Source organism: Acidovorax sp. HMWF018 (assembly GCF_003061035.1).
GTDB lineage: Bacteria > Pseudomonadota > Gammaproteobacteria > Burkholderiales > Burkholderiaceae_C > Acidovorax > Acidovorax delafieldii.
Genome location: NZ_QAIM01000043.1, coordinates 1 through 15,252, shown reverse-complemented (window position 1 = coordinate 15,252; position 15,252 = coordinate 1). Strand labels below are relative to the sequence as shown.

The 15,252-nt window shown below is 64.2% G+C and carries 14 protein-coding genes; 6 read left to right on the top strand and 8 right to left on the bottom strand.

Going from position 1 to position 15,252, the window contains the following annotated elements:
* Positions 1-56: 56 nt before the first annotated feature.
* The 5 genes from DBR23_RS01355 to DBR23_RS01335 form a co-directional block, all read right to left on the bottom strand.
* Positions 57-707, bottom strand: a complete 651-nt coding sequence (locus DBR23_RS01355) for a sulfite oxidase heme-binding subunit YedZ (protein WP_108497057.1) — start codon at positions 705-707, stop codon at positions 57-59.
* A gap of 61 nt (positions 708-768) precedes the next feature.
* Positions 769-1,773, bottom strand: coding sequence for a protein-methionine-sulfoxide reductase catalytic subunit MsrP (msrP, locus tag DBR23_RS01350; RefSeq protein WP_056062014.1), 1,005 nt, complete (start codon positions 1,771-1,773; stop codon positions 769-771).
* 182 nt (positions 1,774-1,955) lie between these two features.
* Positions 1,956-3,305, bottom strand: a complete 1,350-nt coding sequence (gene ccsB, locus DBR23_RS01345; protein ID WP_056060142.1) for a c-type cytochrome biogenesis protein CcsB — start codon at positions 3,303-3,305, stop codon at positions 1,956-1,958.
* Positions 3,302-5,455 carry a cytochrome c biogenesis protein ResB gene (locus DBR23_RS01340; RefSeq protein WP_108497056.1) on the bottom strand — a complete coding sequence of 718 codons (2,154 nt, stop codon included), beginning with the start codon at positions 5,453-5,455 and terminating at the stop codon, positions 3,302-3,304. The genes ccsB and DBR23_RS01340 overlap by 4 nt, the downstream gene beginning before the upstream one ends.
* A 146-nt stretch (positions 5,456-5,601) precedes the next feature.
* Complete coding sequence (locus tag DBR23_RS01335) at positions 5,602-6,231, bottom strand: cytochrome c (protein WP_108497055.1); 630 nt, start codon at positions 6,229-6,231, stop codon at positions 5,602-5,604.
* Between the two features lie 72 nt (positions 6,232-6,303).
* On the opposite strand from DBR23_RS01335, the gene yihA reads away from it, so the two are divergent.
* Together yihA and DBR23_RS01325 are read left to right on the top strand one after the other, a co-directional pair.
* Positions 6,304-7,059 (top strand): ribosome biogenesis GTP-binding protein YihA/YsxC, encoded by a 756-nt coding sequence (gene yihA, locus DBR23_RS01330; protein ID WP_108497054.1) that lies wholly within the window; start codon positions 6,304-6,306, stop codon positions 7,057-7,059.
* A gap of 50 nt (positions 7,060-7,109) precedes the next feature.
* Positions 7,110-8,018, top strand: coding sequence for an alpha/beta fold hydrolase (locus DBR23_RS01325; protein WP_108497053.1), 909 nt, complete (start codon positions 7,110-7,112; stop codon positions 8,016-8,018).
* A gap of 48 nt (positions 8,019-8,066) precedes the next feature.
* On the opposite strand, the gene DBR23_RS01320 is transcribed toward DBR23_RS01325, so the two are convergent.
* Both DBR23_RS01320 and DBR23_RS01315 read right to left on the bottom strand, forming a co-directional pair.
* Positions 8,067-8,948, bottom strand: a complete 882-nt coding sequence (locus tag DBR23_RS01320) for a lysophospholipid acyltransferase family protein (protein ID WP_108497052.1) — start codon at positions 8,946-8,948, stop codon at positions 8,067-8,069.
* Entirely contained in the window at positions 8,945-9,808 is an 864-nt protein-coding gene (locus DBR23_RS01315) for a lysophospholipid acyltransferase family protein (RefSeq protein WP_108497051.1), read from the bottom strand. The genes DBR23_RS01320 and DBR23_RS01315 overlap by 4 nt, the downstream gene beginning before the upstream one ends.
* Positions 9,809-9,940: 132 nt before the next feature.
* Between DBR23_RS01315 and metK the strand changes: the two genes are divergently transcribed.
* The 3 genes from metK to DBR23_RS01300 all read left to right on the top strand — a co-directional run bounded on the left by metK (position 9,941) and on the right by DBR23_RS01300 (position 12,205).
* The gene (metK, locus tag DBR23_RS01310; protein WP_056060126.1) at positions 9,941-11,122 is read left to right on the top strand and encodes a methionine adenosyltransferase; all 1,182 of its coding nucleotides are present in this window, start codon (positions 9,941-9,943) and stop codon (positions 11,120-11,122) included.
* 396 nt (positions 11,123-11,518) lie between these two features.
* Complete coding sequence (locus tag DBR23_RS01305; protein ID WP_056060124.1) at positions 11,519-11,704, top strand: DUF1328 family protein; 186 nt, start codon at positions 11,519-11,521, stop codon at positions 11,702-11,704.
* Positions 11,705-11,746: 42 nt separating this feature from the next.
* The gene (locus DBR23_RS01300) at positions 11,747-12,205 is read left to right on the top strand and encodes a hemerythrin domain-containing protein (RefSeq protein ID WP_108497050.1); all 459 of its coding nucleotides are present in this window, start codon (positions 11,747-11,749) and stop codon (positions 12,203-12,205) included.
* Positions 12,206-12,224: 19 nt separating this feature from the next.
* Here the strand turns inward: DBR23_RS01300 and DBR23_RS01295 are convergent, their stop codons facing one another.
* The gene (locus tag DBR23_RS01295; RefSeq protein ID WP_108497049.1) at positions 12,225-13,466 is read right to left on the bottom strand and encodes a diguanylate cyclase; all 1,242 of its coding nucleotides are present in this window, start codon (positions 13,464-13,466) and stop codon (positions 12,225-12,227) included.
* 560 nt (positions 13,467-14,026) lie between these two features.
* Here DBR23_RS01295 and DBR23_RS01290 point away from each other — a divergent pair.
* The gene (locus tag DBR23_RS01290) at positions 14,027-15,064 is read left to right on the top strand and encodes a bifunctional nicotinamide-nucleotide adenylyltransferase/Nudix hydroxylase (RefSeq protein WP_108497048.1); all 1,038 of its coding nucleotides are present in this window, start codon (positions 14,027-14,029) and stop codon (positions 15,062-15,064) included.
* Positions 15,065-15,252 lie beyond the last annotated feature (188 nt).

Genomic DNA, 15,252 nt, shown 5'->3' with positions numbered 1-15,252 from the left:
GCTGCTAGCGGATTGAAAATATGCGCTGACAGCTATCAATTTGGTAGTAGTCAACCTCAAGACGGTCCTGCGGCTGTCCGTCGTGCCGCAGCAACTGCCGGTGTGGCCGACCGCTTGCGCAGTCGTTGCCAGAACCGCCAGCCCAGCAGCGCGCCGAGGATGCCGGCGTAGACCGCCACTTCGCCAAAGTTGTTCTTGCCAGCACGCATCCAGAAAAAGTGCAGCACCGCCAACCCGGCCACCGCATACACGGTGCGGTGCAGGGCCTGCCAGCGTTTCCCACCCAGGGCCTTGATCGCACGATTGAATGACGTGGCGGCCAGCAGGGCCAGCAGCACCAGGGCCAATGTACCCACCAGAATGAATGGCCGCTTAGCGATGTCGTGCAGGATGTCCGGGATGTCAAAACCCATGTCGAACCAGCTGTAGCTCAGCAGGTGCAGCACGCCATAAAAAAACACGAACAGCCCCAGCATGCGCCGAAACCGAGCCAGCTGAGGAGTGGAGGTGATGACGCGCAGTGGAGTGATGGCCAGCACCAGGCAGAGCGCCCGCAGTGTCCAGTCACCGGTTGCCCGGATCAATGCCTCTGCAGGGTTGGCTCCCAGCTGGTTCGCCACCGCCGCATAGACCAACCATGCCAGCGGCAACAGGCACAACACAAACACCGCTGGCTTGGCGACGGGGTGGAGCAGTAGTTTTCGCATCGCGATCAAGAGAAGACCACAGCCTCATACACCGCCAACGATGGCGCCGAGACCAGGGCCATCAGTAGAACTTCTTGAGGTCCATGCCGGCGTAAAGCTGGCCAACCTGGGCTTCGTAGCCGTTGAACATCAGCGTCTTGCGCTTCTTGGCAAACAAGCCGTCTTCGCCAATGCGTCGCTCGGTCGCCTGGCTCCAGCGGGGGTGGTCCACATTGGGGTTCACGTTGGAATAGAACCCGTACTCCTGCTGGGCCGCCTTGTTCCACGCGGTGCCTGGTTCCTTTTCGACAAAGCGGATCTTCACAATGCTCTTGGCGCTCTTGAAGCCGTACTTCCATGGCACCACCAGGCGCACCGGTGCACCGTTCTGGTTGGGCAGCACCTCGCCGTACATGCCAAAGGCCAGCAAGGTCAGCGGGTGCATGGCTTCGTCCATGCGCAGGCCTTCCACATAAGGCCAGTCCAGCACGCGCGAGCCGACGAATGGCATGGTGGCCTTGTCGGCCAGGGTCACGAACTCGACGTACTTGGCGCTGCCCTGGGGCTCCACCCGCTTGATCAGCTCGGCCAGCGAGTATCCCACCCACGGGATGACCATGGACCAGCCTTCCACGCACCGCAAGCGGTAGATGCGTTCTTCCTGCGCGCTGAGCTTGATCAGGTCTTCAATGCCGTATTTGCCGGGCTTCTTGACTAGGCCCTCGACCTCCACAGTCCACGGACTGGTCTTGAGGGTGTGCGCATTGCGGGCGGGGTCGGCCTTGTCGGTGCCAAATTCGTAGAAGTTGTTGTAGGTGCTCGCGTCCTTGTAGTCCGTGAGCTTCTCCATGGAAACCGCACCTGCCACCGCCGACTTGGCGCCCGCCAGAGGCGCCAGCTTGCCGGGACGCGTGACTGCCACCTGCTGCGCCAGGGCCTCACGGCCCGCCCAGGCCGCCATTGCCGCACCTGCGGCGCCACCCGCCATCAGCTTGAGCATCTGGCGGCGGTCTTCATAGACCGAGCGGGGGGTGATTTCGGAGGAATGGGGGTGGTGAAAACCCGAATCGCGCGAGGGGATCAGCATGGTGGCTCCGGTCATGTGGGGTGAGACAGCTGCAGCGGTAGAGCAGAACAACTGTTAGTTCGTTCCCTGGACCGCTCAGGTTACACCGAAGACGCAATAGTTGTTGCGCGCCACCGAATGCCCGACATGCCTGCCGCGCCTGCCAACCATCTCGCGGGGAGTCGTTAGCAGGCCTTGAATCATCACAGCGTGCCGTAGCTGTGCAGGCCGCTCAGGAACATATTGACGCCCAGGAACGCGAACGTTGTCACCGCCAGGCCAACCAGCGCCCACCAGGCGGACACGGTACCGCGCAAGCCCTTCATGAGCCGCATGTGCAGCCACGCAGCGTAGTTGAGCCAGACGATCAGGGCCCAGGTTTCCTTGGGGTCCCAGCTCCAGTAGCCGCCCCAGGCCTCGGCGGCCCACAGCGCACCCAGCACCGTAGCGATGGTGAAGAACGCAAAGCCCACCGCAATGGACTTGTACATCACGTCATCCAGAATCTCGAACGAGGGCAGACGCGCCGCGATGCGCTTGCGCCCCAGCAGAATGCCCGCAACGATCAGCGCAGAAATGCCGAAGTACACCATCCAGTAGCTGCCGCCATTCTCCGTCGCCCCCTGGCGGAACACGATGGGCTCGAAACACAGCACCACACCCAGCAGCCACAGCGGCGCCAGCTTGTACCAACGGGTTTCAGTGGCCTGCTGCTTGATCAGGTAGGCAAACGCCACCATGGCCGACAGCGCAAACGTGCCATAGCCGATGAAATTGGCAGGCACGTGCAGCTTCATCCACCAGCTCTTGAGCGCGGGGACCAGCGGCTGGATCTCATGCGCCTCGCGCACCACGGTGTACCAGAGCAAAAAGCCCACCGCCGCGCTCACCACCAGCATCACGAAGCCGCCCAGGGCGCGCGTGTCGTACTGCTGCTCGTAGTACAGGTAGAACGCCGCTGTCATCCAGCAGAACAGCACGAACACTTCGTAGAGGTTGCTCACCGGGATGTGGCCGATGTCCGGGCCGATCAGGTAACTTTCGTACCAGCGCACCAGGGTGCCAATGAGCGCCATGGCCACCGCCACCCACGCAATGCGCGAGCCCAGCATGCTCATGGTCTTGCCTTCGCCACGTGCAAACATCCCCACCCAGTAAAACGCCGTGCTGATGAAAAACAGCATGCTCATCCACAGGATGGCCGACTGGCTGGACAGGAAATACTTGAGGCCGAACACCGTGTCGGCCCGCGCCAGGCTGCCTGCCCCGTCTTGCTGGTACAGGCCAATGGCCATGAGCGCCACGGCCGCCACCACCAGCATCAGAACGCGCAGCGGGCGCCAGAACCAGCCCAGCCAGATGGTGCTCGGAATGGCGCCCAGCAAAATGCCCTTTTCGTAGACATCCATGAAGGCCCCGTAGCGCTGCAGCGCATACAACGCCCCCACGGCCACGATGGCGGCAAACAGCCAGTCAAACCAGTTGCGGCGAGCGAAGAACCCCTCGTTCAGGGTGATCGTGGTGACGGTCGAGGAAGAAGTCGCGGTGTTCATGCGGTGCCTTCGCGGGGCGATGCCCCGATCAGTTTTTGTGCGAGCTGGAGAAACTCCTGGTCGCCATCCATGGTCTTGCGGTTGGTGGACAGGGCCATGGTGGCGTGGGTGCGGCCATCCTGCGGCGCCACCCAGACCCACACGCGCCGCTCGCGCACGTAGAGCATGGCAAAAACGCCCAGGATCAGCAAGGCGCAGCCCAGATAGACAACATTCTTGCCAGGGGCTCGCGCCACCTGGAACACGCTGGCCTGGACCTGGGTGAAGTCCTTGAGTTCAAACGCCAGGGGTGCAGGGTAGATCTGCGCATCGCTGAGCGAGAGCACGGCCTGTGTCATGAAACCCCGGGTCTGCTCGTCCTGCGGCAATGGCGGAAGCCCCTCGCGCTGGCGCGACAGCTGGGCCAGCTCGAACAACGTGCCATTCAGAATGCGCACCAAGACCTCGCCTGCGCGCGCGCGCTCGGCCTCGGGCACATTGGCTTCCATGAAGTCCGACACGGCCTGCAGCCCGCCCGTGGGCTTGCCATCGACCATGCCCTTGCCCGCAAAAAGCGCCAGCGCACGCACGGCAGACTGCTGCAGCTGCTCGGCCAGCTCCGGGCGCGAGGCATCCATGGCCTGAGACACATAGCGGCGCACCGCCTGCTCCCGGGCCTGGGGGTCCGCCAGCGCAGCCTTCATGCGCATGAAACCATCCATACTGCCCTTGTCATCGGCCGGCACACGCAGGTAGCGGAAGGGCTCTGCCGGAGACTCGCGCACACCGAGCAGGAACACCGGCACGCCGTCGCCCGTGTCCACCGGCAGCATGTAGTTATGGAACTCGCGGGCCTGGCCAGCCGCATCACGCAGCTTGTAGCTCACGCTGGGGCCCACATTGCGCAGTTCTTTTTTGGTGACGGTCTTGTTGGCTGCCCCCAGGCGCGACTCCACCGATTCGCGCAGGTCCACCTTGCGCACGTCTGCACCGCTGGCGCCAGGGCCAGCCCCACCAAAATTCTCGACGTTGATGGTACGCAGCGCCGTGAACTCCAGCGTCAGCGTGTCGCTACCGGAGCCGCCGCCCTTGTTGGTGAGCTGGGTGGAGTTGCCCACCACACCCTCGACGTCGAATGCCTTGGCGCCCGCCACCATGGGCACGGCACGCAGCTTGAGGTGCGAGCCGCCGTCGTCAAAGCTCGACTGGTAGATCTCGATGCCCTTGTAGCTGGCCGGGTGGTTCACCTCGACGCGCGCGGGTGTCTTCTCGCCCGTGGCCTTGTCGTGGATGATGATCTCGCTGGCGAACAGCTTGGGCATGCCGGTGGAGTAGTGCTCCACGATGAACTTCTTGAGCTCGATCGCAAACGGCAGGTCCTGCAGCAACACCCCGTCGGACTGGCTCAGGATGGCGGTGCTCGACTGTGTGCCCTCGGCCACGAGCAGGTTGCCCCGGAAGGTGGGGTTGCGCTCGGACAGACGGTGCTCGGGCTTCACATCGGCGATCAGCCCGCCCCCGGTGTAGACCGACTTGCCGCCCAGCAGCATCTGCGCGCGCACGATGAGGTCGCCATCCAGCAGGCCGCCCACACACACCAGCACGATGGCGCTGTGCGCTGCGATGTAGCCAATCTTGTTGGCGGCGCCAGCCTTGGCCGCCACCATCCAGCCGGTGCCTGGACCTGCGGCTGTGTCGCGCTGCTGCAGGCGCACCTTCCACCCACCACCTGCCAGCAGTGTGCCAATGCGGCGTGCCTCGGCCTCGGCCGATTCGGGCAGATCGGCCTGCGCCTTGTGGTGGAACGCCTTGAGGCTCTGCTCGCGGATGTTTTCCTTGTAGGCCTTGAGGTCCACCAGGATCTTGGGCGTGTTGCGGGCAATGCACAGCGAGGTGCTGATCACCAGGAACGCCAGGATCAGCAGAAACCACCAGGCGCTGTACACCGCGTTGAGCTGGATGGCGCCGAACAACTCGGCCCAGAACGGACCGAACTGGTTGACGTAGTTGGCCGCCGGTTCGTGCTGCTTGAGCACGGTGCCGATGACCGAGGCGATGCAGATCACCGTCAGCAGCGAGATGGCAAACCGCATGGAAGACAGCAGCTCGACCCCGGCGCGCAGGGCCTGGGAGCCGGACTTCATGCGAAGGCCCTGGGTGTTGTCGGACATGGGTGGGAGCGGTGTCTGCGAAGCGCGAAAGAAAAAGGGCGGGACCATCGCTGCGATGGACCCGCCCTTTTTGGGGTTGTTATTGGCGGTAGGTTCCGTGCCGCCCGGTCAATCAGGCCGGGTCATGACAAATATCAAGCAATCAATCAGCGCAGGCCGGCGATGTAGTCCGCCACGGCCTTGATTTCCTTGTCATTGAGCTTGGCAGCCACCTGGGTCATCTGGATGCTGTTGGCACGCGAGCCGTCGCGGAACATGTTCAGCTGCGACGCCGTGTAGTCTGCGTGCTGGCCCGACAGGCGGGGGTACTGCGCAGGGATGCCAGCGCCATTGGGGCTGTGGCAGCCAGCGCAAGCGGCGATCTGGCGGTCGGCAATGCCGCCACGGTAGATGCGTTCACCCATGGCCACCAGGTCCTTGTCCTTGGCAAAGCCGGCCTTGGCAGGCTTGGACGTGAGCCAGTAGGCGATGTTGCGCATGTCGTCATCCGACAGGGCCGTGGCAAAGCCCTTCATGATGGCGTTGTTGCGCTTGCCGGACTTGAATTCCTGCAGTTGCTTGACCAGGTATTCGGGGTGTTGCTGCGACAGCTTGGGGTTGGCCGCGATGGCCGAGTTGCCGTCTGCGCCGTGGCAGGCCGCACACACCGCAGTGAAGCTGGCCTCGCCCTTGACGAGATCCGGCTTGGCCGCTTTGGGTGCATCACCCGCTGCAAAGGCCGAAAAAACAGGTGCTGCCAGTGCGGCAGCCGTCAGCAATGAGGCGAGCAACTTCATATCGAGGGTGTGTGTTTATGTGCGCAAAACCTCGCGATTCTACAATGATGGTTCTTTCTCTCCCAACTCCCCATGACGACACCCCCCTCTGCGCCAGTTGCTGGCTCTCTCCCGCCCGCACCTGACGCCAAAATCGCCATGGGCTGGATGCACACCGCCAGGTTCCTGACCACCGCGGCGCAACTGCACCACCTGCCGCCCATCGACGTGCCCGAAATCGCTTTCGTGGGCCGTTCCAACGCGGGCAAATCCACCTGCATCAACACCCTCACCCAGCAAAAGCAGCTGGCATTTGCCTCCAAGAAGCCGGGGCGTACCCAGCACATCAATTTGTTCTCGCTGGGCAAACAAGGGGTGATGGACGCCGTGCTGGCCGACCTGCCCGGCTATGGGTATGCCGCCGTATCGCGCTCGGACAAGGTGCGCTGGCAGCAGGTGATGGTGAATTACCTGGTCAGCCGCCCCGGCCTCACGGGCATCGTGCTGTTGTGCGACCCCCGCCTGGGCCTGACCGAGCTGGACGAGGCGCTGCTCGAAGTGGTGCGCCCCCGGGTCGAGGAAGGCCTCAAGTTCCTCATCGTGCTGACCAAGGCCGACAAGCTCACGCGCGCCGAACAGGCCAAGGTGCTGTCGATTACGCGACTGCACGCGGGTGGCGGCGAGGTGAAGATGTTCTCGGCCCTCAAAAAGCAAGGGGTGGATGAAGTGGCCCAGCTGCTGTGGCAGTGGGCGCACCCTGTGAAGCCCCTCGTCGAAGAGCCCCCTGCGGCTGCGGACAGCAGCAGCCCCGCACAGCCTTCGCCCACCAGCGAATCCGAGCCCAACTAGCCGCAAGCGCAATTGCATCATGCGCTGGCAGCTACAGAATGCATAGCGCCATGATCCAAGATTGCCCTGTTGACCTCCCCCACGGAATCACCCTGCACTGCCGCGTGAGCGGCATCCCCGGGCGCCCGGTGCTGTTGTTCCTGCACGGATTCCCCGAGGGGGCCTTCATCTGGGATGAACTGCTGCTGCACTTTGCCCGCCCCGAGAACGGCGGCTACCGCTGCGTGGCGCCCTACCTGCGAGGGTTTGGCCCGTCCAGCAGCCCGCAGGCGGTGGATGCGTACCGCGCCAAACACCTGGTGCAGGACCTGGTCGCGCTGATCGCGCACGAATGCCCCGGCAGTGCGCTGGAATGCCTGGTGGCCCATGACTGGGGCGGCGCCGTGGCATGGAACCTGGCCAACCAGCAGCCACAGCTGATGAAGCGCCTGGCCATCATCAACTCGCCCCACCCCGGCGCCTTTGTGCGCGAGCTGTCGCACAACGCCGCCCAGCAGGCGGGCAGCCAGTACATGCATTTTTTGTGCAGGCCCGATGCCGAGGCCCTGCTGGCCGAAGACGACTTCCGCCGCCTGTTCGCCTTTTTCAACGCCCCGGACGGCAGCGCCCCCGCATGGCTGACCGACGAGGTGCGCGCCCAGTACCGGGCCTTGTGGCAGCAGGGCCTGCAGGGTGCCTGCAACTACTACCGCGCCAGCCCCATCCGCCCGCCGCGCGAGGGCGACCCCGGCGCCCAGGCCATCACCCTGCCCGAGTCGATGTTGACGGTGGATGTGCCTACGCTGGTGCTCTGGGGCATGGACGACCCCGCCCTCCTGCCCGGCTTGCTCGGCGGCCTGCCCGGCTGGATCCCCCGGCTGCAGGTGCAGCAGGTGGAGCAGGCATCGCACTGGGTCGTGCACGAGCACCCCGAGCGCGTGGCCATGGAACTGCAGCGTTTTTTGTTATCCAAACAATAGCTATCAGCGCATGATGCACTAGCGCTTCAGGCCATTTTTGCTGATATTTCAGCGGGAATACACCGAGGGCTCGCCCTCCGGGCGGGTCTTGAAGCGCTTGTGCACCCAGTAGTACTGCTCGGGCATGGTGTCGATCACGGCCTGCAGTTCTCGGTTCATGCGGGCCGTGTCGGCCTCGGCATTGTCGGTGGGGTAGTTGGCCCAAGCGGGCGAAACCTCGGCCACGTACCCGGTGGGCGTCATGCGCGAATACACACCCACCACCTTGGCGCGACCCAGTCGCGCAAACCGCGACAGCGACGGAATGGTGGCTGCCGTCACGCCATAGAACGGCACAAACACCGAATCATTGCGGCCGTAGTCCATGTCGGGCAGCAGGTACAGCAAGCCACCCTTGCGCAGGTTGGCGATGATGGGTTTGACGCCGTCCGAACGGTTGAGCATGCGCACATCGCCAAAACGCTGGCGCCCGGCCATGAACCAAGCATCCACCGCCGGATCAGGGTGGGTGGCAAAGATGGACGTGAACGCACGGCCGCTGCGCAGCGGCAAGGCCAGGCCCCCTGCATCCATGCCGTAAAAATGCGGCGCAAACAAGATGGTGGGCGTATCGCCCTCCAGCTCGTGCACCGCCCCGGTCAAACGCACACGCTGCTCCACCACCGAACGCGGCGCGGCCCACAGCCAGCTGCGGTCCAGCCAGGTCTGGCAGAACGCGACAAAGCTGGCCCGCGCCACGGCACGGCGGCGCGCTTCGGTCCAGTCAGGAAAACACAGCGCCAGATTGCGCAACGCCACCCTGCGGCGGGGCGCCACCAGCACAAAGGCCACCTGCCCCAGCAGCCAGCCCATGCCGCGCAACACCGGCAACGGCAGCAGCGCCAGCACCCGCATGAACCACACACCCAAACGCCCTGTGAGGCCCTTCATGCGGCGCCTCCGGCGGCAGGTTCGACCGGAGCAGCCTCGCCACGCGGCTGCTTGTAGCGGCCATAGCCCCACAGATATTGCTCGGGGCATTGGCGGATGAGATGTTCCATGGCTTGGTTGATTTGCAGCACGGCCTGGTCCATCTCGTCGGACAGCGGCTGGGGCAAGGGCTCGAAATGCGTGACGTAGCCACGCCCCCAGGACAGACGCTCGCAACGCGCCAGCACCACGGTCGCACCGGTCTGTTGCGCCAGGCGCACGGCCAGGGTCATGGTGTAGGCGTCGCGCCCAAAAAAAGGTGCCCACTGGCCCTGCCCCTCGGGCGGCACCTGGTCGGGCAGCAGGCCCACGGCCTCGCCCCGGCGCAGGGCCTTGATCATCTGGCGCACACCCGCCAGCGTGGTGGGCACGGCCAGCATACCGGGGCGGTTGCGTGCGGTCTCCATCACCTTGGCCAGCCAGGCCTGGCGTGCCGGGCGGTACAACACCGTGATGGGGCCACGCTCCGCGCTCCAGCGGCGTGCAGCGGCCTGTGCCGACAGTTCAAAACACCCCTGGTGCGGGGTCAGAAAAACAATACCGCGACCGGCTGCATAGGCCTGCTCCACACAGGCTTCGCCCGTGAGTGCGCAGGGCATGGTCGCGCCCATCCAAAGGCGTGGCAGCTCGGCCACCATGCGGCCCGCATGAGCCACGGCGGCGCGCACATCGCCAAACGCATAGCCCGCCAGCGCCGAGTTGGAGAGAAACCGGCGCCGGTAGGTGGGAGACGCCACAAACGCCACCCAGCCCATGGCCGCGCCCATGATGTGCAGCAACCACAGCGGAAATACGGAAAAGAATCGAAAGACGACTGGCATTAAAATAACGGGGTCGCTGAGTTAAATGAGCAACTTGCAGGGCGACGTTAAAAAAATCTGCTAAAGCGTTCGCCAGATCTCCTTCGGGGTGAGGGCAACGCCCCAAATGCCGGAACACAGGAGTTTATTCAAATGGCGAACGACTTTCTCTTTACCTCGGAATCCGTCTCCGAAGGCCACCCCGACAAGGTGGCCGACCAGATCTCGGACGCGATTCTCGATGCAATCTTCAAACAGGACCCCCGCAGCCGCGTCGCCGCTGAAACGCTGACCAACACCGGCCTCGTGGTGCTGGCGGGCGAGATCACCACCAACGCGCATGTGGACTACATCCAGGTGGCGCGCGACACCATCAAGCGCATCGGCTACGACAACACCGACTACGGCATCGACTACAAGGGTTGCGCCGTGCTCGTGGCGTACGACAAGCAGTCCAATGACATCGCCCAGGGCGTGGACCACGCGTCCGACGACCACCTGAACACCGGCGCTGGCGACCAGGGCCTGATGTTCGGCTACGCCTGCGACGAGACGCCCGAGCTGATGCCCGCGCCCATCTATTACGCGCACCGCCTCGTCGAACGCCAGGCCCAGCTGCGCAAGGATGGTCGCCTGCCCTTCCTGCGCCCTGACGCCAAGTCGCAAGTGACGATGCGCTATGTGGACGGCAAGCCCCACAGCATCGACACCGTGGTGCTCTCCACCCAGCACCACCCCGACCAGAGCGAAACGCAAACCAAGATGAAGGCCTCGTTCACCGAAGCCATCATTGAAGAGATCATCAAGCCTGTGCTGCCCAAGGAATGGCTGCAGAACACCCGCTACCTGATCAACCCCACGGGTCGCTTTGTCATCGGCGGCCCGCAGGGCGACTGCGGCCTCACCGGCCGCAAGATCATCGTGGACACCTACGGTGGTGCCTGCCCCCACGGCGGCGGCGCATTCAGCGGCAAGGATCCAACGAAGGTGGACCGCTCGGCCGCCTACGCCGCCCGCTACGTGGCAAAGAACATCGTGGCTGCCGGCCTGGCGCGTCAGTGCCAGATCCAGGTGGCCTACGCCATTGGTGTGGCCGAGCCGATGAACATCACCGTCTACACCGAAGGCACCGGCGTGGTGTCGGACGAGCGCTTGGCCGCCCTGGTCCGCGAGCACTTCGACCTGCGCCCCAAGGGCATCATCCAGATGCTGGACCTGCTGCGCCCCATCTACGAAAAGACGGCAGCCTACGGCCACTTCGGCCGCGAAGAACCCGAGTTCAGCTGGGAAAAGACGGACAAGGCTGCTGCGCTGCGCGCAGCGGCGGGCCTGTAAAGGCCCGGAGCGAAGCGAGCTTGTCCGGCTTTCGGCGCAGGCTCATATCGCGCAGCGATGTGAAGGGCCGCAAGGCCCGTGCCGCAGCCAACGTACGGGCAAGGCTGTAAAGCCCGCTGCGCGAATAGCGCGGTATCGGCCTTCGGGCGAAGTTCGTATCGCGCAAGCGATGTGAGCGCAGGCCAAAAGACCATCAGAGCCGCTCCACATCCCAAGCCGCAACGCCACGCGTTGCGGCTTTTCTTTTGGCGCTTCACCACCCGCCCGCCAGCGGCGCTCTCCTACACCCGCCGCCCGCTTGCACTGACGGCGCACGCCACAGGCCGCCGGTATCGTTCCTGCACACCCTTTCGCAGCCCCGCGCTGCCTCAACATCCACCGCAAGGAGCGACCACCATGCTGAAGTACGCCATCATTTTTGCCCTGATTTCCCTCGTGGCAGGGGCTCTGGGTTTCAGCGGTGTGGCCGCAGGTGCAGCGGGCATTGCCAAGGTGCTGTTTGTGCTGTTCCTGGTGGTTGCCGTGGTGTTTGTGGTGCTGGCGGCCATCGGAGTGGGCGCCGCGCGCAAGGTGCTCAAGTAGTCCTGCACACCTTCGTCACTGCAACACAACACACAGCCCACCATGACCGATACGACCACCATTTTTGAAGCCCTGCGCGAGAGCCACGAGCGCCAGCGCGTGCTGTACAGCGCACTCACCGACACCAGCGGCGACACGCCCGAGCGGCGTGACCTGTTCGAGCAACTCAAGAAGGAACTCGCCGCCCACGCCCAGGCCGAGGACCGCCACTTCTATGTGCCGCTGATGGCACACGACGCAGGCATTGATCTGTCGCGCCACGCCATTTCAGAACACCACCAGATCGACGAACTGGTGGAGTCACTGGAAGAGACCGAGCCATCGAGCCCTGCCTGGTTGCCACTGGCCAAGAAGCTGGCTGAGAAGGTGGAACACCACCTGAAGGAAGAGGAGCACCGCTTCTTCCAGATGGCAGGCAAACTGCTGACGGAGAAGCAGAAAACCGCGCTGGCGGCAGACTACCGGGCGGACTACGAGGACGCCAAGGCCGCTACGGCCTGAAACCACGCAACAACGCGAATCAGGCGGCGTCTTCGGCCTGGATCACGCAGTTGCGGCCGCTGGACTTGGCCTTGTACAACGCTGTGTCCGCGCGCTTGATGAGCGCATGGCTGTCTTCCTTGTGGTCCCAGGTGGCCACGCCAAAGCTGGCACTGACATGGCCCACGGCGTCGAATGGCACCCCTGCAATGCGCGCGCGCACAGCCTCCGCCATCGCCATGGCAGCGTCCACCGGGGTTTCCTTGAGCAGGATGATGAACTCCTCGCCTCCAAAACGCGCAGCGCAGTCGGACGACCGCAGCAACTCGCGCACACGCAGCGCGGTGCTCTTGAGCACCACATCGCCAGAGTCATGCCCAAAGGTATCGTTGATGCGTTTGAAAAAGTCGATGTCGAACATCACCACCGACAGACTCCCCTTCTTGATGCGGGTGTCGGCCATCTCAGTCTCCAGCCTCTCAAAAAAGCGCCGGCGGTTGACCAGATCCGTCAGGAAGTCCTTGGTGGCGAGGTCTTCCAGCTTGCGGTTGAGCCGTGCCATGGGCTCGATCACCAGCGACGACAGCGACAGGTTGAGGCCCACGAACAGCAGCACAAAGCTGCCCACCAGCGCCGTCATCACGGTGTTGAAGGTCTGACGCGCCTTCTCAAGCGGGAAATACATGGGCACCTTCACCACCTGGATGCCGACCGTTTCGTTCATGCCCCAGCCAAAGCCGTTCTTGTCGCCATAGACCTTGAGCATGGTGGGTGGGGCCACGGCGGGCGTGCTGTGGCAGGCCATGCACTGCGGCTGCTTGATGGTGATGGGCCGGGCCACATACATGGCACGGTGCATGCCCTCGCCCACCTCGCCGGTCACTTCCTTCTTGAGGTCGGCGCGGCCTTCGCGAAAGTCGCTGATGATGCGCTCTTCCCACTCGTTGGCACGGTCGCGCAGGTTGGTCGGGTTGAGCACCGCCTCCTTGTATTCGTAACCGGGGAACCGGTTCTGCAGTCGGCGCAGGGTCTCGGTGGCGGCATAGGCGGGCACGGTCTGGGGCAGGAATTTCTCGGCCAGCGTCACGTCCAGGTGGGGCTTGACCAGCTCGGTGGTGTAGTCGCGGATGGCCATGGCGGCGTGCATCATGATCTGCGAGTTGTGCTGCACCTCCTCGATGGCAGACTGCTGCAGGAAACGGTGCACATAGGCGCCCGCGCCCAGCACCGCCAGCAGCAGCACGCCCGCCAGCACCAGATTGAATTTGAGCCGCAACGACATGGATCTCCCTCGGTGGCCAGCGCACGGCGGGCCTGTTATTGGAGGTGCGGACACGCCATATCGGGCGCAGTCCCCCAGGTTCACACAGGTGGGCTTGCACGCCGGCATCTCGGGACCACAGCACGAAAAGGACGGATTCGCGCTACAGAAACTTTGCGCGCAGCGTGCAAGCGGCGCATTGTCGCCACGTTTGTGCGGCCCGGTCCATCTCTTTTTTGCCACGCTGCCCTGCACCCCCGCCCCATGCACGGCATGAACCGCCGGGTCGCACAATAGCAACTTCAGAGGCGGTTGGCAGCGCCGCCCCTCCGCCGCCGCCAGGGCGCCCTGCCACGGTCACCTCCCACCCACGACACTGGCTGGCGGTAAAATCACTACAAAAAAGATAGCTACCAGCATATATACATCCAGCGCATACAGCCCCATTGCTTGCTCGACCTGCTCCAACGCCGCCCCAATGCCCCGGTCAGCCCCTGGCAAGCGACAGCCACCGCGAGGACATGGGCGGCCCCCCGCCAGCAACGCGAAGGGACCTGAAGCGCACCACCAGCCGGAGACACATGGTCGACACCGCCATCTATATCGGACGTTTTGAGCCCGTCCACAGCGGCCACATGGCGCTATTGCAACGTGCACTGGACAGCGCCCCGCAGGTCATCGTGGTGATCGGCTCGGCGTGGCAGGCACGCTCGCCCAAGAACCCTTTCACCTGGCAAGAGCGCGAAGCCATGCAGCGCGCTGCCCTGGCCCCCGCAGACAGCGCCCGGGTGCAGGTGCTGCCCATGCGCGACTACTACAACGAAGCCGTGTGGGTGCAGGCGGTGCGCAGGGCCGTGGCGCGCCTCACCGCCCCGGGCGCAAGCATCGGCCTGGTGGGCCACTTCAAGGATGCGACCAGCGGCTACCTCAGCGCCTTTCCAGGCTGGCAGCTCATTCACATAGAACGCCAGGGCCGCATCGACGCCACCGCCATCCGGGACGCGTACTTTGGCGCCACGCCCGCCACCGCGCGCGCCGCCGTAGCGCCGCTGGCCGCAGAGATTCCCGAGAGCACCATCGCCACGCTGGAGCACTTTGCGCAGACCCCACACTACCCCGCGCTACAGGAGGAGTGGCGCATGCTGCGTGGTTACCGCCAGGCCTGGTCTGCCGCACCCTACCCGCCGGTGTTCGTGACGGTGGACGCCGTGCTGCGCTGCCAGGACCATGTGCTGCTGATCCGCCGCGCGCACGCACCCGGCAAGGGCCAGCTGGCCGTGCCCGGCGGCTTCATCGAGCAGCGAGAAACCGTGTGGCAGTCCTGCCTGCGCGAACTGGTGGAAGAAACCCACTGCGACCTGCCCGAGGTCCGCATGCGCGCCGCGCTGCAGTCAGTGGCCGTGTTCGACCACCCCGACCGCAGCCAGCGCGGTCGCACCATCACGCATGCACACTACTTTGACCTGGGCGATGCGCCCTTCCCAGTGGTGCAGGCGGACGATGATGCGGCGCTGGTGCAGTGGACCCCCATCGACCAGCTGGCGGGCCTGGAAGAGGAATTCTTCGAAGACCACTTCCACATGCTGGACCACTTTCTGGGGCTGACGAAGCTGGACTGATCCGCTCCACCCGCTTTTTGCATCCAAACTGGTGCAAGCGCTACGGAATCATGGATCTGCCGCTATATTTTGTATAGCATTAGGTACCAGCCCGCTCCAGCATGGCGTGCAGCAGCACGTTGCACCCGGCCTCGATGTGCTCGGGTTTCGCGTCCTCGATCTCGTTGTGGCTGATGCCGTCCTTGCAG

Bases quoted from the DNA above. Each gene is read 5' to 3' on its own strand.
- metK (WP_056060126.1), top strand. From the start codon at position 9,941: ATGGCGAACGACTTTCTCTTTACCTCGGAATCCGTCTCCGAAGGCCAC.
- ccsB (WP_056060142.1), bottom strand. From the start codon at position 3,305: ATGAACACCGCGACTTCTTCCTCGACCGTCACCACGATCACCCTGAAC.
- DBR23_RS01290 (WP_108497048.1), top strand. From the start codon at position 14,027: ATGGTCGACACCGCCATCTATATCGGACGTTTTGAGCCCGTCCACAGC.
- yihA (WP_108497054.1), top strand. From the start codon at position 6,304: ATGACGACACCCCCCTCTGCGCCAGTTGCTGGCTCTCTCCCGCCCGCA.
- DBR23_RS01315 (WP_108497051.1), bottom strand. From the start codon at position 9,808: ATGCCAGTCGTCTTTCGATTCTTTTCCGTATTTCCGCTGTGGTTGCTG.
- DBR23_RS01305 (WP_056060124.1), top strand. From the start codon at position 11,519: ATGCTGAAGTACGCCATCATTTTTGCCCTGATTTCCCTCGTGGCAGGG.
- DBR23_RS01300 (WP_108497050.1), top strand. From the start codon at position 11,747: ATGACCGATACGACCACCATTTTTGAAGCCCTGCGCGAGAGCCACGAG.
- msrP (WP_056062014.1), bottom strand. From the start codon at position 1,773: ATGCTGATCCCCTCGCGCGATTCGGGTTTTCACCACCCCCATTCCTCC.
- DBR23_RS01355 (WP_108497057.1), bottom strand. From the start codon at position 707: ATGCGAAAACTACTGCTCCACCCCGTCGCCAAGCCAGCGGTGTTTGTG.
- DBR23_RS01335 (WP_108497055.1), bottom strand. From the start codon at position 6,231: ATGAAGTTGCTCGCCTCATTGCTGACGGCTGCCGCACTGGCAGCACCT.
- DBR23_RS01320 (WP_108497052.1), bottom strand. From the start codon at position 8,948: ATGAAGGGCCTCACAGGGCGTTTGGGTGTGTGGTTCATGCGGGTGCTG.
- DBR23_RS01325 (WP_108497053.1), top strand. From the start codon at position 7,110: ATGATCCAAGATTGCCCTGTTGACCTCCCCCACGGAATCACCCTGCAC.
- DBR23_RS01295 (WP_108497049.1), bottom strand. From the start codon at position 13,466: ATGTCGTTGCGGCTCAAATTCAATCTGGTGCTGGCGGGCGTGCTGCTG.
- DBR23_RS01340 (WP_108497056.1), bottom strand. From the start codon at position 5,455: ATGTCCGACAACACCCAGGGCCTTCGCATGAAGTCCGGCTCCCAGGCC.